The sequence below is a fragment of the Corallococcus sp. CA047B genome (assembly GCF_003612065.1).
In the GTDB taxonomy this organism is placed as follows: Bacteria; Myxococcota; Myxococcia; order Myxococcales; family Myxococcaceae; genus Corallococcus; species Corallococcus praedator.
Genome location: NZ_RAWD01000001.1, coordinates 17,195 through 39,319, shown reverse-complemented (window position 1 = coordinate 39,319; position 22,125 = coordinate 17,195). Strand labels below are relative to the sequence as shown.

The 22,125-nt window shown below is 69.1% G+C and carries 18 protein-coding genes; 10 read left to right on the top strand and 8 right to left on the bottom strand.

The window, feature by feature from the left end; genetic code table 11:
* Positions 1-21: 21 nt before the first annotated feature.
* Positions 22-2,373, bottom strand: a complete 2,352-nt coding sequence (locus tag D7X74_RS00160) for a DNRLRE domain-containing protein (RefSeq protein ID WP_120530850.1) — start codon at positions 2,371-2,373, stop codon at positions 22-24.
* 279 nt (positions 2,374-2,652) lie between these two features.
* Between D7X74_RS00160 and D7X74_RS00155 the strand changes: the two genes are divergently transcribed.
* A complete protein-coding gene (locus D7X74_RS00155) occupies positions 2,653-4,206 on the top strand; it encodes a hypothetical protein (protein ID WP_147446414.1) in 1,554 nt (517 codons plus the stop codon).
* Between the two features lie 81 nt (positions 4,207-4,287).
* Here the strand turns inward: D7X74_RS00155 and mtgA are convergent, their stop codons facing one another.
* Positions 4,288-5,187, bottom strand: a complete 900-nt coding sequence (gene mtgA, locus D7X74_RS00150; protein ID WP_120530848.1) for a monofunctional biosynthetic peptidoglycan transglycosylase — start codon at positions 5,185-5,187, stop codon at positions 4,288-4,290.
* Positions 5,188-5,663: 476 nt separating this feature from the next.
* Between mtgA and phnD the strand changes: the two genes are divergently transcribed.
* The 6 genes from phnD to D7X74_RS00120 all read left to right on the top strand — a co-directional run bounded on the left by phnD (position 5,664) and on the right by D7X74_RS00120 (position 15,322).
* Positions 5,664-6,656 carry a phosphate/phosphite/phosphonate ABC transporter substrate-binding protein gene (gene phnD, locus D7X74_RS00145; RefSeq protein WP_120530847.1) on the top strand — a complete coding sequence of 331 codons (993 nt, stop codon included), beginning with the start codon at positions 5,664-5,666 and terminating at the stop codon, positions 6,654-6,656.
* 46 nt (positions 6,657-6,702) lie between these two features.
* On the top strand, positions 6,703-7,974 hold the full coding sequence (locus tag D7X74_RS00140) for an ABC transporter substrate-binding protein (protein ID WP_120530846.1): 1,272 nt from the start codon (positions 6,703-6,705) through the stop codon (positions 7,972-7,974).
* On the top strand, positions 7,971-9,593 hold the full coding sequence (locus D7X74_RS00135) for a methyl-accepting chemotaxis protein (RefSeq protein ID WP_120530845.1): 1,623 nt from the start codon (positions 7,971-7,973) through the stop codon (positions 9,591-9,593). The genes D7X74_RS00140 and D7X74_RS00135 overlap by 4 nt, the downstream gene beginning before the upstream one ends.
* A gap of 327 nt (positions 9,594-9,920) precedes the next feature.
* A complete protein-coding gene (locus tag D7X74_RS00130; protein ID WP_147444125.1) occupies positions 9,921-10,328 on the top strand; it encodes a hypothetical protein in 408 nt (135 codons plus the stop codon).
* A 376-nt stretch (positions 10,329-10,704) separates the two neighbouring features.
* On the top strand, positions 10,705-14,088 hold the full coding sequence (locus tag D7X74_RS00125; protein ID WP_233601904.1) for a peptidoglycan-binding protein: 3,384 nt from the start codon (positions 10,705-10,707) through the stop codon (positions 14,086-14,088).
* 148 nt (positions 14,089-14,236) lie between these two features.
* A complete protein-coding gene (locus D7X74_RS00120; protein WP_158622144.1) occupies positions 14,237-15,322 on the top strand; it encodes a triacylglycerol lipase in 1,086 nt (361 codons plus the stop codon).
* A 25-nt stretch (positions 15,323-15,347) separates the two neighbouring features.
* Here D7X74_RS00120 and D7X74_RS00115 read toward each other — a convergent pair whose 3' ends face one another.
* Positions 15,348-15,785, bottom strand: a complete 438-nt coding sequence (locus tag D7X74_RS00115; protein WP_120530841.1) for a hypothetical protein — start codon at positions 15,783-15,785, stop codon at positions 15,348-15,350.
* 169 nt (positions 15,786-15,954) lie between these two features.
* Positions 15,955-16,218 carry a hypothetical protein gene (locus tag D7X74_RS00110; protein ID WP_120530840.1) on the bottom strand — a complete coding sequence of 88 codons (264 nt, stop codon included), beginning with the start codon at positions 16,216-16,218 and terminating at the stop codon, positions 15,955-15,957.
* Positions 16,219-16,543: 325 nt separating this feature from the next.
* Between D7X74_RS00110 and D7X74_RS00105 the strand changes: the two genes are divergently transcribed.
* Entirely contained in the window at positions 16,544-17,848 is a 1,305-nt protein-coding gene (locus D7X74_RS00105; protein WP_120530839.1) for a glycosyltransferase, read from the top strand.
* 3 nt (positions 17,849-17,851) lie between these two features.
* Here the strand turns inward: D7X74_RS00105 and D7X74_RS00100 are convergent, their stop codons facing one another.
* Positions 17,852-18,367 carry an OmpA family protein gene (locus D7X74_RS00100; RefSeq protein WP_120530838.1) on the bottom strand — a complete coding sequence of 172 codons (516 nt, stop codon included), beginning with the start codon at positions 18,365-18,367 and terminating at the stop codon, positions 17,852-17,854.
* A 58-nt stretch (positions 18,368-18,425) separates the two neighbouring features.
* On the opposite strand from D7X74_RS00100, the gene D7X74_RS00095 reads away from it, so the two are divergent.
* Positions 18,426-18,938, top strand: coding sequence for an Ig-like domain-containing protein (locus tag D7X74_RS00095; RefSeq protein WP_147446412.1), 513 nt, complete (start codon positions 18,426-18,428; stop codon positions 18,936-18,938).
* A 28-nt stretch (positions 18,939-18,966) separates the two neighbouring features.
* Here the strand turns inward: D7X74_RS00095 and D7X74_RS00090 are convergent, their stop codons facing one another.
* A complete protein-coding gene (locus tag D7X74_RS00090; RefSeq protein ID WP_120530836.1) occupies positions 18,967-19,473 on the bottom strand; it encodes an Lrp/AsnC family transcriptional regulator in 507 nt (168 codons plus the stop codon).
* 127 nt (positions 19,474-19,600) lie between these two features.
* Here D7X74_RS00090 and D7X74_RS00085 point away from each other — a divergent pair, with 127 nt between their 5' ends.
* Complete coding sequence (locus D7X74_RS00085; protein ID WP_120530835.1) at positions 19,601-19,960, top strand: VOC family protein; 360 nt, start codon at positions 19,601-19,603, stop codon at positions 19,958-19,960.
* A gap of 18 nt (positions 19,961-19,978) precedes the next feature.
* Here D7X74_RS00085 and D7X74_RS00080 read toward each other — a convergent pair whose 3' ends face one another.
* Both D7X74_RS00080 and D7X74_RS00075 read right to left on the bottom strand, forming a co-directional pair.
* Positions 19,979-20,938 (bottom strand): GNAT family N-acetyltransferase, encoded by a 960-nt coding sequence (locus D7X74_RS00080; RefSeq protein WP_233601903.1) that lies wholly within the window; start codon positions 20,936-20,938, stop codon positions 19,979-19,981.
* Positions 20,939-21,054: 116 nt separating this feature from the next.
* On the bottom strand, positions 21,055-22,104 hold the full coding sequence (locus D7X74_RS00075) for an acyltransferase (RefSeq protein ID WP_120530834.1): 1,050 nt from the start codon (positions 22,102-22,104) through the stop codon (positions 21,055-21,057).
* Positions 22,105-22,125: the final 21 nt, after the last annotated feature.

The window sequence follows — 22,125 nt, the reverse complement described above, 5'->3', positions numbered from 1 at the left end:
GACGCACCGACCGGCCCCACCTCAAGGCGTCAAGGTGGGCTCCGTGTAATAGACGAGCAGCCGAGGCCAGCGAACCTGCGTGTTCGTGTACTCACGCGAGTGGTACAGCGAGCGGGACCCTGCGGAGTCGAGCCGCAAGGAGATCATCCGGTCCGACTCCAGCGCTTGCTGCACGGGCGCCACGAGCTTCGGGCTCCCGTTGATGCCCGCCTGGGTCGTGTACGGCACGGCGCGGGTGGGGAACTGCCAGGAGCCCAGCTCACAGCCGGAGCTGGAGGGCCGGTTGTTCCAGTTGAGGGTCGTCTCACTCCAGGTGTCGTTGGAGACCAGCCGCGTGTAGACGTTGGCGTCCATGCCGGCGGTGGCGTCGCTGCCAGGGGACGTGGTCACCAGGACGACGGAGGCCACCTGCGCGGTGGCGGGAATGGCGCCGAGGTTGAAACGCAGGAAGGTCTCCGCGTCCGCCCGGTCGACGGTCAGGCCCGTGGACGTGCCGAAGTTCGCGTTGGGGTTGCTCATCAGGACCTGTGCATCCGCCACCGGCGAGAGGGCCACCGCCTGAAGGTCCGACGTCACTTGCGGATCCCCGGGCTCGAAGTAGTTGACGATGAGCTGGGGCCGCTCGCTGGCGATGGCGTATTCGCGTGAGCGGTACACCGTCTTGTAGCCGGGGGATTTCAGCCGCAGGGAGATGCGCTGATCCGAGTCCAGGGCCTGCTGCACCGGCGCCTTCAGCTTCGGGTCGAAGTTGAGGCCGACCTGCAGCGTGTCGACGTCGTTGTACCAGAGCCACCAGGAGCCCAGGTCGCTGCCGCTCACCGGAGGCCGGTTGGCCCAGACCATGTCCGTTTCGAGCCAGGTGTCGTCGGGCACCAGGTGCGCGTAGACGCTGCCGTCACCGCCGTTGGCGTAGCCGTCATACGCCAGGGCCTTCAGCATGACCGAGGCGACGCGAGCCCCCGCCGGGATGCCGCTGAGGTTGAAGCGCAGGTACGCCTCCTCGTCCGGACTGAGGAGCAGGTCGGACGTGCCGAAGTTCGCCTGCGGCAGGCGCGACGAGACATACGTGTCCGCCTCGGGCTCCAGGACGACCTGCGTGGGCGTGGAGGCTTTGGGCGTGGGGCACGGGGGCGGCACGAAGTAGGAGACGAGCAGGTGCGGCCAGCGGACCGCGGTGTTGGTGTACTCACGCGAGTGGTACAGCGTCCGGTACCCGGGAGAATCCAGCCGCAAGGAGAGCATCCCGTCCGAGCCCAGCGCCTGCTGCACGGGCGCCACCAGCTTCGGGCTCGAGTTGACGCCCGCCTGGGTCGTGTACTGGCCACTGCGGTTCCACAACAGCCACGAGCCGAAGTCCTCACTGGAGGCGGCGGGCCGGTTGTTCCAGGTGATGCCGGTCTCGCTCCACGTGTTGTCGGAGACCAGTCGCGTGTAGACGTTGCCGTCCGCCCCATCGTAGGCGGTGCCGTCATACGACGTGGCCACCAGGGAGACGGCGACCACCTGCGCGTTGGACGGGACGCTGCCCAGGCCGAAGCGCAGGAAGGTCTCCGCCGCGGTCCGATCGACGGTCAGGCCCGGGGATGTGCCGGAGTTGGTGTTGGGACTGCCCGCCAGGACCTGCGCGTCCGCCATCGGGTAGAGGGCCACCACCTGGAGGTCCGACGTCACCTGCGGGTCCCCGGGCTCGAAGTAGTTGACGATGAGCTGGGGCCGCTCGCTGGCGACGGCGTGCTCGCGCGAGCGGTACACCGTCTTGTAGCCCGGGGACTTCAGCCGCAGGGAGATGCGCTGATCCGAGTCCAGGGCCTGCTGCACCGGTGCCTTCAGCTTCGGGCTGAAGTTGAGGCCGACCTGCAGGGGGGCGGGTCTGGTGCTGCCGTACCAGAGCCACCAGGAGCCCAGATCGCTGCCGCTCACCGGAGGCCGATTGGCCCAGGTCATGCCGGTCTCGCTCCAGGTGTCGTCGGGCACCAGGTGCGCGTAGACGCTGCCGTCGCCGCCATCGGCATAGCCGTCGTAGGCCAGCGCCTTCAGCATGACCGAGGCGATGTGGGCTCCTGCCGGGATGCCGCTGAGGTTGAAGCGCAGGTAGGCCTCACCGGAGTTCCGGTCCACAAACAGGCTCGTCGACGTGCCGTAGTTCGTCCCTGACAGGCTCGACCAGACATACGTGTCCGCTTCCGGCTCCAGGATGACCTGCTTGGGCGTCGGCGCGGTGTCGAGCGCGACGGCCCGGGTCCGCGTCGCAGGTGGCGGCGCGGCTGGCTCGGGGGGCGCTTCGCCGGCGTCACAGCCCGGGACGAGTCCCGCCATGAGGGGGACGAGGAGCAGGGACCGCAGGGACTGCTTCCAATGGGGTGCTCGATGCATGCGATTGCACTCGGGGTCACGCGCGCCGGTTGCTTCCGACGCGACGCGAGCACCCTGAGCAACCCCGGGGCCAGGACCTTCGCGGGGGTGAATCCCCTGTCACCTCCAGCGCTTGCGCGACGGAGGGGGCCGGTCCGTCGCGGACTTCACTCCGGAACGTGCCAGGACTGGCACGCGCGCGGGCGCTCCCAGCGGACGCGGGTGTCGTGGCTTGCGCGAGGGGTCGACAGTTCGAGAAGGCGTGCGCTAGCTTGCGCGCGCTCCGGCAGCGGAAGCGCGATGGGTACCCGAGCAGTCCTCCAGACCACTGTCCTCCTCGCGCTCGGGCTCTCCGCCGCCGTGATGATGGTGCATGACTTCGCCTCCTTTCCCGGGCTGCACGCGGATGAAGCGTGGGCGGGGCTCCGGGCCCTGGAGCACCTGGAGCGAGGCTTCTTCACGCTCCATGGGATGAGGTACTACGCGGGGAGCCTCTATCCCTACGCGCTCTCGCTTGTCTTCAAGGCGCGAGGCGCTTCGGTCGAGTCGCTCCGGCTCCCAGGCCTGATCCTGAACGTAGCGGGGCTGGGCATCCTCCTGCTGTTGCTGCTCCGCCAGTCGGCGCGCTCCGCGGGGCTGTTCGTGGCGCTGTGCTGCACGTCGCTGCTCCTGCTGTTGGAGGCCCGGATCGCCTGGGAGGTGATGGCCTGGAACCTCTTCGGCATGGCGTGCCTCGTCGCGGTGGCGCACGCGTTCCTGGTCCGTGGGAGCACCAGCGCACTCACCGCGTTCCTGTTCTTCGCGGTGAGCCTCGTGGGCGTGCTGAACCACTTCGTCTTCGTCTCCTGGAGCCTGGCGTTCGCGCTGGCCTCGGCGGTGCTCTGGTGGCGTGGCCGTGCGAGCGCCCCCACCTCCCGCTTCTTCGTGCTCAACGCGGTGGGCCTGGCCCCGGTGTTCATCGCCTGCGTGCTCCAGTGGCGGCTGGACGATGATTCCTTCCGGCACCACCCCACCCTCGTCCTGTCATCGCTCGTGGCGCTGCCACTGCTGGCCACCGGGCTGTGGCGGGCGCTGGTGCCCGTCCTCGAACGCCACACACCCTCCCTTCAGGCGTGGTGCTCCGCCCGCTTGGAGGGCTCGCGCGTACGCAAGCCCCATGTCTGGCTCATGGTGGTGCTGGTGCCGTTCCTGATCATGCACGCCATCGGGCTCCTGGGCGTGCTCGGCAACGACGTGCTCTACCGTCGGCTGTTTGGCTATGTGCCGCCGCTGGCGCTCCGCATCGCGGGGCTGCTCTTCGTGGGCGTGTTGATCGTCGCCGTCGTGGTCGCGTGCCTTCGCACGGTCAGGGCCTTCCGTCAGGATGCCACCGACCCCCACGGCGCGTTCTGGGCCCTCGTGCTGCCCCTCTACGCGGCCTGCTTCCCGCTCTTCACCAGCCGGGAGTCTCCGCGCCATTACCTGCTGCTGACCCTGGCGCTCTTCTACGCGGGAGCCGTGCTCATCCCGAGCCACCTCCCGCGGATCCGGACGCGGCTGCTCGCCGTCTCCCTCGTCTTCGCGGCGGCCACCCAGGCGGTGGCCTGGTGGAACCTGGGCTCGCCGCCACGTCCTCCCCTGGACTTCAGGATTGGCTGGCGGAAGGAGACCTCCAAGCACCTGCAGGACATCGCCCCCGTCTATGCGCTGCTGAAGCGCGAGGGCATCTGCCACTACGAGGGCGACTTCTTCATCCAGCAGCCGCTCGAGTTCCTCCGGCAGGCAGAAGGCTGGAGCTGTGCGAATCCTGCCCCGGCCACCCTCGAGTACTGCCCGACCTGCGCGGCGACCTTCTTCTTTTCGGTCCGGCGCTGAGAGGACGTCACGGTCGCGTCTACCGCCGGGGCTGTATCGACCGGCCGCACACTCATGCGGCCCTGACTCGGTGCTTGCGGCTCAGCTTCCCGCGGGCAACCCGGCGCCAGCCTCCGCCACCAGGCCGGGCGCGGGCACTGCGCCGAAGAAGCGCGCGAGTTCGGCCTGGGCCTCGCGGGCTTGCGCGGCGCTGATGCGCCCCTCGCGCTCCAGCCTCACGAGGATGACTCCGGCTCGGGTGCGCAGGGCTTCGGGACGCTGGGCCGGCAGCCAGCGGCGCGGGGCGGGCAGCATGGCCGCGAGCATCGCGCCCTGCGCCACGCTGAGCGCCCGGGCCGAAGTGCCGAAGTGTTCGCGCGCCGCCGCCTCGATGCCGTAGACACCCTCGCCCCACTCCACGACGTTCACGTACAGCGCGAGGATGCGCTGCTTGGACAGGTGCTCCTCCAGCCGGCGCGCGAGCAACAGCTCCTTGCCCTTGCGCAGCAGGCTGCGGTCCGTGGAGAGGTAGAGGTTCTTCGCCAGTTGCTGCGTGAGGGTGGAGGCACCGCGCCCCAGGCGCGCCTCGCGCACTGACTGCTCCAGGGCATTCTCCACCTCGGTCCAGTCCACGCCCTCGTGACGGTAGAAGCGCGCGTCTTCGGAGACCAGCACGGCGTCCGTCACGTGAGGGGCCACCGCGCCCAGGGAGACCCAGGCCTGGCGCACGCGGGGCTTCCTGCCCGCCTCGCGCGCCTCCTCGGCTCGCTGCGCCATGAGCGCGGTGATGGGAGGGTTCTGCGTCCGCAGCGTGCTCACGTCAGGCAGCCGCACGTACTCCACGCTGAGCCAGAGGACGAGCATCAGCCACCCACCGAGCGCCCAGCGCCCCCAGCCCGGGCTGGAGCGCTTGCCCACGACGCGCCGGGCGCCAGAGGTCAGCTGCTTCGTCTTCTGCGTCCGGACGGAGGAGGCTCGCGCAGGGGGCGGTCGGGAGGCCATCGGTGTGCCTACATGTGCCCCGATATGCCACCTCTGTCCAGAAGACGGCCGGAGCGCACCCAGCGGCCTGGGGGTGCGGATGTCATCGGGCACTACCTGTCGCGTCTCACCTCATCTCTCCCAACGACAGATGCGGATGGGCGTCCCAGCCATGGATTTACGTGTCTGGCTCACCCGATGGGTTGTGATTGGCCACGAACCGCCTGGTGCGCAGGGCTGCCAGGAAGACGTCGCGAGGGCCGGGCTTTTCGCACCCAGGTCGAAACCCACCAAACTGTCCTTCGTGACCCCGCACTACACGACCCAAGCCAATGGATTCTCACAAAATGGGCATCGGCCTCTGGTTTGCGTTGTTTCAGTCATGTTACAAAAGTGACACGACAGAGTAACAAAACGGCCCCTGTCTCCTCAGCCGCACTCCATCCGCCTTCCGGTGGATAGCGGCTGCTTCCTTGCTTGCTTCCCCTGAGTCCTCCATGACGCCCGCTCGTGCTGTCCTCCGCTTCTCGAAGCGTCGCTACCCCCTTGCCCGGATGGCCACGCTGCTCGTGTCCCTCGGGGTGTCCGCGGCGAGCCTGCCGGCCTGGGCGCAGGCCCCCGCTCCCAAGAGCGCTCCGGCTGCTTCCGCGGCCAGGAGCGCGCCGGGTTCCTCCACGAAGGTGCGCATGGCCATGACGGCCGCGTTCGTGTCGGAGAGCGGCATGCCGGTCTACGGCCGCATCGCCACGTACCTCAGCAAGAAGCTGGGCTCGGAGGTCAGCTTCATCACCGGGCAGTCCTACGGTGAGGTGGACAAGATGCTCGATGCGGGAGCCGTGGAGGTCGCCTTCGTCTGCGGGCTGCCCTACGTCCTCAAGCACGACGCGAACAAGGGGGCCGTGCACCTCCTCGCCGCGCCGGTGATGAAGGCCGCGCGCTACGGCAACAAGCCCAAGTATTTCTCGGACCTCGTCGTCGGCAAGGACAGCAAGTTCAAGAAGCTGGAGGACCTGCGCGGCGCGACCTTCGTCTTCAACGAGGAGGCCTCGAACTCAGGCTACAACCTGCCCCGCTACAAGATGTTGAAGCTGGGCCTGACCCAGGGCTTCTTCGGCAAGGTCATCCGCTCGGGCTCGCATGAGGAGTCCATCCGCCTGGTGGCCACCGGCAAGGCGGATGCGAGCTACGTGGACAGCCTGGTCCTCGACTTCGACCGGGAGACCGGCAACGGCTGGGCCAGCGAGGTGAAGGTCATCGACTCGCTCGGGCCCGCGGGCATTCCCCCGGTGGTCGTCTCGGGCAAGGTGCCTGCGGAGGTCCGCCAGCGCATCAAGCAGGCCCTCCTCACGATGAACAAGGACCCGGATGGGCGCCGCATCCTCGATGACGCGCTCGTCGACCGCTTCGCCGAGGTGGACGACAGCAACTACAACGACATCCGTCAGCAGTACCAGGCAGCCGTGAAGGCGGGCTTCACCACCATCAAGTGACGGGCATTCCGCGCCCTCACCCGCCCCCCTTCAAACGGAGCGACGCATGAGTTCACGATGCGAATTGAAGCACCTTGGGGCCTGGGCCCGCTGGCTGCTGCTGGGCGCCCTGACGTGCACCGGGGCGGCGCTGGCGGACCCGGGCGTGAGCGCGACGGAGGTGGTGCTCGGTCAGCCTGCGGCGTTCAGCGGCCCGTCCGCGGGGCTCGGGGTGGAGATGTGGCGTGGGGCCTCGGCGGCCTTCGCGGAGGCCAACGACGCAGGCGGCGTCCACGGCCGGAAGGTCCGCATCGTCGCCGCAGATGACGCGTTCAACCCGGAGCAGGCGGCCCCGGCCGCCCTGCGGCTGCTCAAGGAACAGCAGGTCTTCGCGCTCTTTGGTGGGGTGGGGGATGCCACGCTGATGAAGGTCCTCCCCGTGCTGCTGCGCGCCTCGCAGCGGGAGCAGGCCCTCTACTTCGCCCCGGCATCGGGCGCTCAGCCCCAGCGCGAGCCGCCCTGGGAGCCGGCCGTGTTCAACGTCCGGGCCTCCTACCGCCAGGAGATCCGCGCCATCGTGGATGCCTTCATCGCCCTGGGCCGCCGCCGCATCGGACTGTTCGTCCAGAACGACGCGTTCGGCGCCATTGGCCGGGACGCCATCCTCCGCGCCCTCCAGGACTACGGCATCAAGCCGGTGGCGGATGCCACCTACCGCAAGGGGCAGGAGTACGCCACCAGCACCCGGCCACAGCTCGACGTGCTGCGCGCCGGCGGCGCGGACGTCATCATCGCCATCGGGACCTCCCAGGCCTGCGCCGCGCTGATCCGCGATGCGCGCCTGTCCGGCTGGGACATCCCCATCCACAGCCCCTCCGTGGTTGGCGCCGATGCACTCGTCTCGCTCCTGCGCGCCGAGGAGCAGCGCGTGCAAAAGCCGCTGCTGGACAACCTCATCTTCACCCAGGTCGTCCCGTCCTACGAAGACACGGACCTCGAGGCCGTCCAGCAGTACCGGGCCGCGATGGAGCGCTACCGCCCCACGGCCCCCGCGGGAGTGGGGGGAGGCTATACCGCGCCCGCGCTCTACAGCTTCGGCTCGCTGGAGGGCTACCTCAGCGCCCGGGCGTTCCTGGCCGTCCTGGACAAGGTGGGCCCGGAGCTGACGCGCCAGCGCTTCCATGAGGCGGCCGAGGCGATGGGGAAGTTCGACCTGGGGCTGCGTGCCGTTGGCGAGCTGTCACCCACCCGGCACCAGGTCCTGAGCAAGGTCTGGTTCACCCACTTCACGGCCGAAGGCTGGCGGACGACGTCCGCGCCAGGCACGGTGCTCCGATGAGCGGCCCGGGGAAGGAGCGCGTGTTCCCGTGGAACCCGCTGTCATTGCGGTTCGGGCTTGCCGCCAAGCTCATGTTCATCAGTGCCGGCGTGACGCTCCTGGTCTGCATGACGTTGATGCTCCAGGCCTCCTCCCGGCTGACCAGGACGATGCAGAACGCGTTCGCCGTGAATGGAGAGGCGCTCGCGCTGTCATTGGCCTCGGCCGCCGAGCAGAGCGTGGGCGGTAACATCGCCCTGCTCCAGAGCGCCATCGACTCCGGACAGACGCTCGCCAACGTCCGCTACATCTACATCGAGGAGTCCGATGGGACGGTGGTGGCGCACACCTTCGTCCCCACCTTTCCCGTGGGCATCGAGCGACTCAACCCGGTGGCCCTCGGTGAGCTGTCGGACGGCAAGCGGGTGAAGGTGAACCCCGAACTGGAGTTCACGGCCTACGGCGATGCCATCCGCGCCATCGACGTGGCGGCCCCCATCTCCGGCGGCGCGCTGGGCACGGTGCACGTCGGCATGGACCTCGATGCCATCACGGCGGAGGTCGCCTCCCTGCGGTGGGCGCTGCTCCTCTGGGCGGGCGTCATCCTGTTCCTCGGGGTGCTGCTGAGCTACTTCGCCTACACCCTCATGCTGCTGCGGCCCCTGCGGCACCTGGCGCACGTCACGGGCCGCATCGTCGAGTCCAACGACCTGGCGCAGGTCGTGTCGGTGACCACCCAGGATGAGCTGGGCCAACTGGCGGGCTCGTTCTCGAAGATGGTGGAGAAGCTGCGGCAGTTCCAATCCAGCCTCCGTGGGTCCGTGGGCGTGCTGAAGGACTCGGCGAGCCGGCTCGACGCGGACACCTCCGAGCAGAGCGCGATGATCAACCGTCAGGCCGCGGCCCTGCAGCAGACGCGTGTCACCATCGAGGAGATCAGCCAGACCTCCCGGATGGCGTCAGGCCGCGCGAAGTCCATCCTCGAGGTGGCGGAGCGCGCGGACGAGGTGGTCCGCACCGGCGAGGACGCGCTCCAGCAGACCCTGGGAGGGCTCAACGAGATCCAGGGCGTCGTCCAACAGATGGCGCAGACCATCACCCAGCTGGGGGAGCGGACCGCGCAGATTCACGACATCGCGGAGACCGTGCGGCAGCTGGGCGCCCAGTCCAACATGCTGGCCATCAACGCCGCCATCGAGGCGGCCCGGGCCGGTGAGGCCGGCCGCAGCTTCGGCGTCGTCGCCCGGGAGATTCGTGCGCTGGCGGACCAGTCCATGCGCGAGACGCACCGGGTGACCGCCATCCTCTCGGAGGTGGGGGCCACCGTGGCCCAGGCCGTGAAGAATTCGGAGAACGGCGCGTTGCGGCTGCAGGTGGGGCTGTCCCAGGTGGCGGTGTCCGGCGACAAGCTCCGGGAGCTGTCCGGCATCCTCACGGAGAGCACCTCGGGCGTGAGGCAGATTGCCGCCGCGGTGAGCCAGCAGAGCCTGGGGGTGGATGAGATCTTCACCGCGCTCAAGAGCCTGGACGCGATGATGGTGGAGACCACACCCCGGGTCGCCTCCACCCAGAAGGCCGCCAGTGCCCTGAAGGACCTCTCCGTGAACGTGTCGGAGCTGGTGAGCCACTACAACGCCTGAGCGCCACGCCGGGGGGCGCAGGGGCCACGGGATGGGGGTTGGATCGCGGCCGTCATCGCCAACGGCGCCACGAACGCGGCCTGGCGCTCGCAGTGACGTCCACAAGAACTCCCAGGTGTCTGGAGTCTCCTGATCCGCCAGCGCCCCCCGAGGCAATCGCGGTTTCATCAAGTTGCCCGGGACCTGCACGGAGGGCTTCACCATGGGCCCGGCTTCCATCGTGAAGCCCTCCGGCTTCGCGGCCCTCCTCGAATGGAGGCCCTTTGGCCTCCTGGGAGCGAGAGGATAAACTCCGGCCCGGTCGTGCGTTTGTGCCCGGAGGGGCTCATGCCAGAGCGACGTGAATGGGTGTTTGGAACGCATCGGGTGCACTTCGAGGAGCCCGACGTCCTGTTCGTCGACTTCAACGGCGCCACGGGGCTGGAAGATGCGAAGCGCCTGCTCTCCATCGTTCAGGAGGTGGCGCTCCAGGGCCCGGTGTTCGTCGTCGTGGACATCGACGGGTCCACCATCGACAAGGCCGCTCGCGAGCACTTCAGCAAGGAGTCCAGCCCGGAGCGGTTGCGAGGCGTCGTCTACGTCGGCTCGCACCGCCTGCAGATCGCGAGCGCCAAGGCCGTCGCGTTCGCGCTCTATCTCACGGGCAGACTCAAGGGAGACGTCGACTTCGTCACGAGCGAACAGGCCGCGCGCGAGCTCATCGAACGCAAGCGCGCGAAGACCGCGGGGGGGTGATGACGGAGGGGAGCACCGCGGCGCAGCTTCCGCGGCGCAGCCCATCGCGGAGCACGGAATGGTTGTTCGGCTCTTCTCCCGAGGAGTCGTTGGAGGCCCCTGACGTGACGCGATGCCGGCGGCCATCCGGCGCTTCCTGAAGGGGCTCGTGCGGCGGGCGGGCATCGAAGACGCCGTGATGGCGGCAGGAGAGGACGGCGCATCCCTCTCCCTGAACGCCGGGTCCCCACATGGCGTCGCAATCGATTCGCGTCCATGGCGTATTCGCAGCGTCCTTCGGGTTGATTTCACGAAGGGTGTGGCGGGCAACTTCCCGTCATCACAGCGGATAATCAGGACAGAAGTACTTCGGATGTATCGAGGGGGGAAGTACGTCATGCGAGTCGACGGTCCGTCATATTCAACTCAAACAATTTCGTCTGGAGACACGGGCAAGGCTGAAGCCCGCGAGGTCTCCGAGTCCAACGTCGTCCGGGAAGAAGGGGCACCCGGCGCGCAAGGTCCTGATTCGACCTCCCGCTTCGAGGACGCGCCCGCGGCGCACCGGGAGCGGCTGCTGCCTCCACCGCCGCCACCTCCTCCCGAGCCGCCTCCGGAACCCTGGCCCGTCCCGGAGAAGAACCTGAAGCGCGGCGACACCGGCGAGGACGTGAAGCAGCTCCAGGACTCGCTGGTGGAGCTGGGCTATCTGACGCGCGAGCAGGTCGCCACCGGACCGGGCCAGTTCGGTCCGCAGACGGAGGCCGCGCTGGAGAAGTTCCAGAAGGACAGCGGCGTCCCCGCCGACGGTCACTACCAGGCAGCAACCCGCGAGGCGCTGTCGAAGTCCCTCACGCGCTCCGCGCAGACAGGCGGGAAGACGCAGGGCCGGGCCATGTCCGCCGAGGCCGCGTTCATCACGCAGTTCACCTCCCAGTACAACCCGAATGGCCCGCGCGGCAGCACCAACTGCGGCCCCGCCAGCCTCGCCATGTCCCTGGCGTACACGGGCCACATGCCCCCGGGCCTCACGAAGGAGCAGCAGGTGGACCACGCGCGCGCGCTGATGAGCCCGCGCCGCGCTTCGGAGTTCACCTTCGTGAATGCGTCGGACGGCACGCGCGTGCCGATGCTGGACCGGGACCATGACCTCACCGGCGGCACCATGGTGTCCGACGGCATCAAGAACGCGGGCCTCACGTCGCGCTACGGGCAGGGCTGGGAGTCGCTGGACCAGCAGCTCGCGGCGGGCAACCCCGTCATCGCCAACGGCGCCACGAACGCGGCCTGGCGCTCGCAGTTCCCCGAGCGCATGGGCAGCGGCGACATCGGCCACCTCAACGCCATCCTCGCGAAGACGCCGGACGGGAAATACCTCGTCGCCGACCCGCTGCACACCGGGGGCCCGGTGGCGATGACGCGCCAGCAGCTCAGCGTCTTCTTCTCTCCCACCGGGGGTCAGCCGTCCTTCAACGCCCTGCAGGGGGCCTCGCGAGGCGCCGGTGCCGCGGCGGCTGCGGGCGCAAGCGCCGGGGCCAGCGCGAGCACCACCGCCGCACAACTGCTGGATCAGGCCGCCGCGCGCTTCCCTCCGATCAAGCCAGAGCCCTTCACGCTCCCCACGGGCGTCGGAGTCGCCAACGTCGCCACGGCGAACGCGGCCGGCACGGACGTCAAGACGCGCGCGCAGCAGGACGCGAAGGCCCTGGCGGGCACGCTCCAGAACAGCCTGGAACAGGGGGCCCGGCAGTTCGAGCAGCTCATCGCCAGCAACCCGGACCCCGCCTACCAGGAGGCGTTCGTCCGCGCCGCGGAACCCTCCCTCGCGAAGATGGGCCAGCTCTTCGCAGGCGTGTCACCGGAGACGGACCGGGTGCTCCACCCCCGTCCGCCGCTGCGCCAGCCCGACCTCAAGAATGATCGGCCGTTGCTCGAGAAGCTGGCGGAGGCGGAGTCCGCCATCGAGCAGAAGACCTACCTGAGCCTGGCGCGCGCCACGGAGCGGCTGGGAGAGCCGACCGCCGGCCTCGTGGGCAGGTTCTTCACCCGGGACACCGCGCCGGGCCTCGCCAACACCTCGCTGACCCACGCCATCCGGACCGCCATCAACTTCGGCATCGGCTCGCGGCTCGCGTTCGACATCGAGCGCTCGCTGGAGAAGATGGAGGTCGGTCCGCCAGGCTTCAAGGGGCCGACCTACAGCCAGGATGTCCAGGCCATCCACCGGACGCTGTGGAGCGCCATCGACGGGATTCGCACCCAGTTCTCCGCGGCCGCGGACAAGGCGGAGCGGCCCCAGAAGCAGCTCACGGAGCTGCTCAGCGGCCCGGCGAAGGTCCTCACCGCGGAGCAGCAGCAGGCCTTCACCACCGCCTTCCTGAACGACCCCGAGCGCAAGAAGGACCTCGCGGAGTTCGAGCGGCTCAGCAAGCTGTTGGCCAGCGCCGCCCCGGATGGCCCGCCCACGGGCGCGCATGATCCGGCAGTCACCGCGCTGGCCCGCGAGCTGCCACGGATGGCGGCGACGCAATCCGGCGCGGAGTACCTCGCCTCCCAGCTCACCGCCCAGGGCGAGAACCATCCCGCGTTCCTCGACACCGTCGGCAAGCTGAAGGACCTCAAGGACTTCGACGAGACGCTCGCCGTCGCGCTCGTGAAGAGCGCGGGCTCGGGCGCCATCATCGCGGCCGGCCTCAAGTCGAAGGGAGGCGCCGAGGCCATCTTCAACGGGCTCGCGCGCAACGCGCACCTGTTCGGGATGGCTCCGGATTCCATGCAGCAGTACGTGAAGCTGCTGCGCCGCATTGGCCCGGACTCGACGCCGGAGCAGGTCCGGGGCATCACGCAGTCCATGCGGAGCCTCCTGGGGGAGCAGGAGACGGGGCTGCCGGGCAACCCGGAGCTCCCCCGGAGCCAGGCGCTGCGCGGGCTGGCCCTCCTCGTCACCACGTCGGCGGCCATCGGAGACGCCGCGGGATGGAGCCAGGCGGACTTCGCCGCGAAGCTCAAGATTGTCGGCGACGGGCTCAGCGTCGGCGGGGACGGCGTGACGTTCATCCTCGACGCGCTCAACAAGTCGGCGCCGGTCCTGTCCAAGGTGCTCGGCAAGGTGTCCGCCGCGGGCGCGCTGCTGGGCGCGGTGGGTGACGGCATCCAGTCCTTCCAGGCCGTGCAGGAGGGCAAGTACTGGAAGGCCAGCGCGTCCGGCGCCCAGTCGCTGGGCGCCATCCTCATGGCAGGAGGCGCGCTGGTGGAATGGGTCCCCGGCGCCCAGCTCCTCGGCGCCGCCCTGTTCCTGGGCGGGCTCACGCTGAAGTACCTGGACCTGGACCAGCACGCCACGCGCGGCGCCCAGGTGCGCCTGCTCACCGAAAGCGGCATGGACGGGAAGCTGGCGCAGAACCTCATCGACCTGGGCCCCGGCCTCCTCGACAAGCGACTGGTGCAGGAAGCGCGCATGTCGCTGGAGCAGGTGCAGCAGTTCCTCACCGACCACCCGGAGCTCGGCCGGGCCCCCCTCGCATTCGACAGCCTGTGCCAGGGCGCCAACGCGATGGGGATGAAGGGCGCGGACTACCCGGTGTTCCTGGAGCGGCTGGCGAAGGCCCACGGCGTGGACGTCGGTACGCTCGCGGCCGAGGTCCACTACCGGTTCTTCGGCCACCCTCCGTCGGAAGGCCCAAGCCAGGGGCTGGTGTCCCCGAACGACGAGTTCCGTCAGTGGGTGGAGACGCGCACGCCGGAAGTCGCTGCGTGGGCGAAGCAACACAAGACGCCCTGAGCCTGCCCGCGGTGGTTGGGAACAAGGGTTCGGGACTTCACGCTGAAGCCCCGCGCCCTGCCTTGACGTCTGGCCAAGACGCTAGACTTGCCTGATGGCCACCAGGCACCGCGTCTATCTTGTCCCCGGTTTCTTTGGCTTCACCCACATGGGTGACAAGGAAACGGAGCGCATCGCCTATTTCCAACACATCCCCGCGCTGCTGCAGCAGCGGTTCAGGGAGCGCGGCATCGACGCGCAGGTGCACTCCGTGGCCTCCTCCCCCACCTCCGGGATCGAGGCGCGCGCACGCGACGTGTTCCGGGAGATGGCCCGGACCGCGAACGAGGACGACGCGGAGCTCCACCTCATCGGGCACTCCACGGGCGGGCTGGATGCGCGGAGCGTCGTCTCACTGCGCATGGCCCAGGAGGCCCCGGCCTTCGTGAAGCGCGTGCGCTCCGTCGTGACGATCGCCACCCCGCATCACGGCACACCGCTGGCGACCTGGTTCCACGAGGGCGAACTGGGCAAGACGCTGCTGCGCTACCTGTGGCTCTTCACCTTCCTCACCCTGCACCGCAAGGCCATGCCCTTCAGGACCGCCTTGCTCCAGGCGTGCTACCGGCTCGTCCTGATGGGCGAGCAGGTGAAGCTCCCACCCAACCTCCTCAATCAGATCCTCCGGCTGACGGTGGACCTCTCCGACAACGAGCGCGTGGAATTGCTCCGGTTCTTCGGCCAGGTAGGAAAGGATCAGGCGCTGATCCAGGACCTCACGCCGGTCAGCGTGCAGGCCTTCAACGCGAACACGGTGGACCGGGAGGGTGTGCGCTACGGCAGCGTCGTCGCGGGTGCACCCCCGCCCAACCTGCTCCGCCGCCTGTCTCCCCGCATGCTGCTGCCCCCGGACTCGCTCCTCTACGGCATCTTCTCCTTCCTGTATGGAATGAGCGCGCCCCTGTCCCCGGAGTTGAGGATTCCCGAGCGCACGGCGGCGCAGACCCAGGCGCTCCAGGCGGCCTTCGGCAACAAGTTCGAGTCCTGGAGCGACGGCGTCGTCCCGAGCCGCTCCCAGGTCTGGGGACAGGTGGTCCACGTCGCGACCGCCGACCATCTGGACGTCATGGGCCACTTCGACCAGCCGCCGGAATTCATCAGCTGGCTGAAGTCGGGTTCCCACTTCCAGCAGAAACAGTTCCACGCACTGTGGGAGAGCGTGCTCGACTTCATGGTGGGCCGGCCCCCCGCCTGAGGCCGGGTTCAACGGCTCCGCGCGCTCAGGGTTCGCGGGGCATCAGGCCGCTGAACTCGTAGATGAAGGCGCCCTGATCGGTGACGTCGACGGTGCAGGCGCCAGCGCGCGAGAGGTCCTCGAGCACCGTCTTGGCCTCGGTGAAGCTGAGGCTGCTCTCGGCGGCCACCTCGGCGATCGTGACGCGGCCCCCATGCTGCTTCGCGCAGTTGAGGACGGCCCGCTCGATGTCGCGAGGGGACAGGGTGGGGAGCTGCGCCACGGCGAGTGCCTCGGCCGGCCCGGCCGGCAGCTTCGCTCGCTTTGCGGCGCGGATGAGCGCCCGGCCTCCGAGGACGAAGACGGTGGCCAGGATGAGCCCCATGACGGTTGTGTCCGTCGTGCCCCTGCGCAGGTTGTCGATCTCCACACCGAAGCCGGTGAGACCCAGGACGACGAGAAACCAGCCGGCGATACTTCTCATGCGACCCTCATTGTGACGGGGTGGATCACCCGTCCCCAGGCCGTGTCTTAGCAGAAGATTCCGGTCCACCGGGAACGGCGTGTCACACGGAAAAGAGGGCTTCAGCGGAACGACGAGGCACCTCGGGCGGAGCCACGAGGTGCCTCGGGACGACTTCAGCGGAACGGTCTCAGTGGAGGCACTTCAGCGTCGACGGGTCGCACTCGTAGCCCGTGTTGCAGTACTTGAGCTCACAGCACCGCTGCTTGAAGCCACCACAGCCCGGGAGCACCTGGGCGGAGGTGTCAGCCGAAACGGCCTCTGCCGCGGGAGACTGGGCCTCCGTCGAGACGCCTTCCGTCAGCTCGACGTCCGCCGTCTCCGCTCCACCACAGGCCAGGGCCATGGCCAGACCCATCACAGCGAAAGCACTCTTCACGACACGCATCAGCATCGGGAGCTCCTCTCGGTGGGAACTGCGTCTGACTGAATATCGGAAATGGGGATGCTCTAGCAATTCATTGCCCGGTGACGTCAGGGTGCGCGCCCCCTTCCAAGACAACGGGCATCGTCCGTGGCAACCCATTCCTGAGCAACGGCGGTGAGGGTCTCCGGCGACTGACGCGGGCCTGAAGGCGGCGGGCAGGGCCGTGGTCGTCATCGGCCACGACAACCGGTAGCTTCGACGTGGCGGACCGGCGGGTGCGGCGGGAGCCCCGCTCCCCGTCGCGAAGGAGACCGCGTCCGGAACGCGGAGCCACACGCCTGGAGCAAGCCCGATGGCCACGGTCGGAATCTACATGCTGCCCGAATACGGTGGCCTCAACGCCACCTTCGCGCTGGCCAGGACGCTCGGGCGCCGGGGCCACCGGGTCCGCTACTTCGTGCCCGACGCCTTCGAAGCGCACGTGACGCGGCAGGGCTTCGAGAGCACCCGCTACTCCGAGAAGCTCCGCGTCGCCTCAAGCTGGGCGACGCGGATCCCCGGCGTCCGCTTCCTGCACCTGCGCGCGCGCTACAACGAGCACCTCGCGGCCGCGTTCGACGCGTGGGTGGACGCGGATGCGCTCGACGGGGTGCTGGTGGATCCGGTGGTGTGGAACGTGGCGGCGGGCGCGCACGAGCGCGGGCTCCCGTACCTCAGCCTCAACCCCACCTACTCCGCCCCCTTCTCGCTGGACTACCCGTCCGTGCACTCGTCGGCCATTCCCCCACGCGGTGGGGCGAGCGCACGCGCGCGCAATCTGGTGGCGTGGACGTTCCAGGCGCGAATCCCCTGGCACCGGGGCCTCTATGACCGCTCCATCGGCTGGGCGGGCCACGACGCCTTCCGGCGCATCAGGCGCGCGGGACGCCGCGTGCGTTGGGGGGACTTCGGCTACCGGCCGGACGTGCAGGAGCTGGTGATTGGCCCCAGGGCCCTGGATTTCGAACCGCTGCGCGCCCTCCCCCACCGGCACTACCTGGGCACGAGCGTGGAGCCCTCACGCCACGACGGCACCTTCGACTGGAGCGGCTACGACGCGTCCAGGCCGCTCGCGTACTGCTCGCTGGGGACCTTTGGCGATGATCAGCCGGCCGCGCTGCGCTTCCTCACCGCCGTCATTGAATCCTTCCGGCGGCGCGAGGGCTGGCAGCTCATCGTGAGCTGCGGCGCCCTGGCCGAACAGCTCCGGAGCCAGGCCGTGCCACCGTCCATCCGCGTGGAGGCTTCGGTTCCGCAGCTGGAAGTCCTCCCCCGGGCGCGACTGTTCCTGAACCACGGCGGCATCGGCTCCGTGCGGGAGGCGCTGTACTTCGGCGTCCCCATGCTCCTGTTCCCCTACGGCGCGGACCAGCCCGGGTTGACGGCGCGGCTGGTGCACCACCAGCTCGCGCTCCGGGGAGACCTGCGCACGAAGGATGCCCGCGTCATCACCGAACGGGTGGACGCGCTGCTCGCGCGCGACGACATCACCCAGGCCATGGCGGCGATGAAGCAGGGTTGCCGCGACTCGCGCGAACTCGAGGAGGGGGCGGACGTCATCGAGCGGCACCTCGCCTCGGGGCCGCTCGATGGCGCCAGGGCCGCGGGGGCCCGCTGACGGCTACAGGCGGACCTGCAGCTCGTAGCGGCGGTTCTTCGCCTTCTTGGCCGCCGTGTCGTCCGGCTTCACCAGGGGCTTCTCGGAGCCGAAGCCCACGGCGATGATCTCGTTGCGGGGCACGCCACGCGTCACCAGCTCCTTGACGAGGGTGTCCGCGCGCTGCTCGCTGAGCTTCTTGTTCTTCGCCGCGTCACCGGACGAGTCCGTGTGGCCGGAGACCTCGAACTTGTAGCTCTTCACCCCGGCCCCATCGAGCTGCTTCTTGGCGTCGATGAGGGCCGCGGCCAGCTTCTTCAGCTTCGCGTCGCAGCCGGGGTCCAGCTCGGCGGTGCCGGACTTGAAGCTGCACTGGTTCTTGCGGCCCTCGTCCATCAGCTTCGTGTTGACGCGCTTCTCGACGGCCCCCTTGCCGGCGTCGCCCGCGGTCTTCTTGAGGGCGTCCAGCGCGCCCTGCGCGGAGGCCACGCCAGGGAGGGCCAGCAGTGACACGGAGAGGCACAGTGCCTTGAGCTTCATGGGCAGGACTCCTGGGTTTGAAACGTGGGGGGATGCAACGGCGCGCAAGGCTGCCCACGTGCGCCCGCCGCGTCCAGCATGGAAGAAGCCCCTGGGCAGGGAGGCGCGCGAGCGGAAGCCGCGGCAACTGCTGTCCATGGAGTCTTCCAGTGCCAGCGCCTGCGCTTCATGGGTGGACGGCTTCGCGGTGGAGTTGTTCCACCGCCAGTCCGGCCTCAAGCACCAACCGTCGACGCCCTCCAAGATGCCTGCCCAGCGCGACAGCCGCCACACGCGCTTCCTGGACGTGGACAACACCCCGCCCGCCTATCTGGCCGTCACCGCCCCCTACGATGGCGCGCAGGTCAGCGGCGTCGTCACGCTCTCCGCGACCGGCAGTGACAACATGGAGCGGGTGTCCATCGCCTTCCAGGTGGACGGCAACACGCTGACTCCCTTCGCGACCACCGCGCCGTACACGGGCACGTGGAACTCCACGGGCCTGTCGGGCACGCACACGATTGTCGCCACCGCCTACGACCGCGCCGGCGACTTCGCGCGCAGCGCCCCGGTGACGGTGACCGTGCCCTGACCGCGAGACACCCGCGGCCGCCGTGCACTCACCGCCGCCCGGTGGGTGCCGGCGGGGTCGTGGGAAGCGCGACGGCCACGCCGGTCTTCACGCGCTCCAACGTCACGCTGGTGGTGAAGCTGCGGACGTTCGTGTCGCTGAGCAGGGCGCGCTGGGTGAAGGCGTCGTACGCTTCCATGCTCGCGACGAGGACGATGAGGATGAAGTCCGCCTGCCCGGTGACGTAGTAGCACTGCTGCACCTCGGGCAGCCCCTGCATCCGGTGCTTGAAGCGCTCCAGGTCGACGGCGCGCTCCTGGTCGAGGTCCACCGCGACGACGCAGGTGATGGGCAGACCCACGGCCTTCGGCGCGATTTCGGCGACCTCACGCCGGATGACGCCGACCTCGCGCAGGCGCTTGAGCCGGCGTTGGACGGCCGCGGTGGACAGCCCCACCTCCTCCCCGATGGTGCGCGCCGGGAGCAGCGTGTCGTGCTGGTAGCGCTCGAGGATCCTCAGGTCGAGGTCGTCGAGGGTTGCGTCGTCCTTGTGCATGGCGGCCGGTCCGGTTGCGGCATCTCCGCGCGAAGGGGGCCGACAACGCGGCTTGACGCCTTCGCGTGCACCCTATCCTAGCGGGCATCAATCCAGCCGCGAGAGCGGTCGCACAGGAGCCTCACCGATGATCGATCATCTGGAGCTTTCGACCCCGGACCTCGCCACCGCGACGGCGTTCTACCAGGGCGCGCTCGCACCGTTGGGATACGCGCTGCATGTCCAGGGCAAGGCGAATGGGTTTGGCGCCGAGCCGGCCCGGCTCGACTTCTGGCTGCGCCCCGGGGAAGCCTCCTCCCCTCGCCCGCACTTCGCCTTCTTCTGCGCCACGCGCACCCTGGTCGATGCGTCGTACCGCGCCGCGCTGCAAGCAGGAGGCACGGACAACGGCGCCCCCAAGCTGAGGGTGGACATCCACCCGACGTACTACGCCGCCTTCGTCCGCGACCCCGATGGCCACAACGTCGAGTTCGTCTGCCAGAGCTGACGTCCGGCGGCGGACGGCTCAGCCCCTTGGCGCGCGATAGGCCGGGAAGTAGTCCGTGTCGCTGTTGCTCGCGGAGAGGCGGGCGTACACGGGGGGATCGCAGATCAGCTCGTGCGTGTAGAGGTGGGAGCTTGCGTTCGAGAAGCCCCGCTTGAACTGCTCGAGGCCGTCGCCCGGCCGGACGCCGCCGCCCAGGTGGAGCGACAACCCGAGCCCCATGCTGAGCTCCACCAGCGCCCCGAAGACGGTGTTCTTGGCTGGCGAGCGCCCCAGGTCCGCATCCGCCGTCCCGCCCAGGTAGTAGTGCATCACGCCGTCGCTGGCGACCCCTATCCCCGAGGAGGCGATGTGGCCATCCGGCGCACGGGTGGTCGCGAGCCACGCGGCGGAGGAGGAGAACAACTCCTCGAAGTAGGCGTCGGAGAAGAAGTACCGGGACTGGGCCCCATCGCGGACCATGGTCTGCCGGTAGACGTCCTTGAAGCCCTCCCGCTCCTCGTGCGAGGCCTCGCGCACCGGACTGCAGGTGCTCACGAAGCCCAACCGGGTGTTGCGCCGCATCTGCCGACGGGCCTCCGCCGGGTAGTCCAGGGGGCGGCGGGGATCGATGAAGAACACCTCGTTGCGCTCCGTGCCGCCCGCGAAGCAGCGGGGACCGGAGACGCGGTCGCGCACGAAGAGGCTGACGAGCTGGGTGCCAGCCCAGTCCACGGCGTCCTTCGGCACCTCGCTCAACCCATCCATCCGCCCACCGGGGTAGCCGTAGGGAGAGATGGCATCGTGGTACGGCGTTCCCGCGATGGGCCGCACGATGAGCGGCACCCGCAGCGTGCCGCCCTCGCCGTCCTCGATGACCAGCGTGTGCGAGGCGCCCTCGGCCCGCAGGTGGTGCACGGAGCGGAAATAGTCCTCCGACAGGGCTGACATTCCCTCGTCGGGCACCAGGACGGCGCGGCACTGCTTCAGGCGCGGAGCCATGCCCCGCGAGACTTCGGAATGATTCATCATTCGAGCGCGACCTTTCGACGAGCGACCCATCCCTGGGCGACGCAGAGCACCCGTTCCAACCTCCTGCTTCAAGCGCTAGGAGGCCCTCATGCGACGTGTGGCGAGACCGCGGCCCGAGCCTGGGCCTTCCGCCGCCACTGTCGGTAGCCGCGCAACGCGGGCTGTTCGACGCGGTAGGTGATGAGGGTGGCCAGCAGGAACCCGACAGCGAACGCGACCGCGATGGCTGCCTCGGGACGCCACCCCGCGGCCTCGAGCCGCCGGATGATGACGTAACCGATGTTCTGGTGGACCAGGTAGAACGAGTAGGAAATGAACCCCATGAAGAGCAGCGGGCGCCAGGTGAGCCAGCGCAGCGCGCCGTGGGAGAGCGCATAGGTGAGGACGAGCACGACCCCGAACACCGGGAGGGGCGCGATGCTCCCCACCAGCGCCTCATGCGCGAAGCAGACCCCCACCAGCGCCAGCGCGGAGGGGACGGAGACCTGGCCTCGGCTCTGCTTGAAGGCCAGCACGCCCAGCGCGAAGAACTGCAGGTGCGGGCGGCTGGCGAGGCGCGCGACGAAGGGCATGCCCTTCGCCTGGAAGGCCAGCTCGGCCAGGGTCTGCAGCGCGACGAGCACGATGAAGATGGGGATGATTCTGGGCAGCGCCCGCGCGTACGCGAGCATGAACATCAACAGGTAGAAGGACAGCTCGATGGTCAGCGTCCAGTACACGGTGTCCACATGCGGGACGCGAAGGAGCTCGTGAAACATGGTCAGGTTGACCAGGGCCGTCTGGAGGCTGAATTCGCGATCCGGCAGCCCGAACAGCGACACCACCATGAAGGTGAGCACGACAGCGGTCCAGTAGGCCGGGTACAGCCGGGCCGCGCGGCTCAACACGAACTCCCGGGCCCGCTCGATGCGCTCCAGCGACATCAGGATGACGAAGCCGCTGATGGCGAAGAAGAGCTGGACCCCGAACTTCCCGAAGCGCACCTCGCCCCAGAGGGGGACGGAGTGACCGTAGAGGTCGCTGTACTCGGCCGTGAAGTGATACAGCGCGACCGCCAGCGCCGCGAGGCCTCGGAGGGCGTCCAGTTCCACCAGACGAGGGTGGTTCGCATCCGAGGCGGCGGCAATGCTTCTCATCCGGGTTCATCCTTGCTGGAC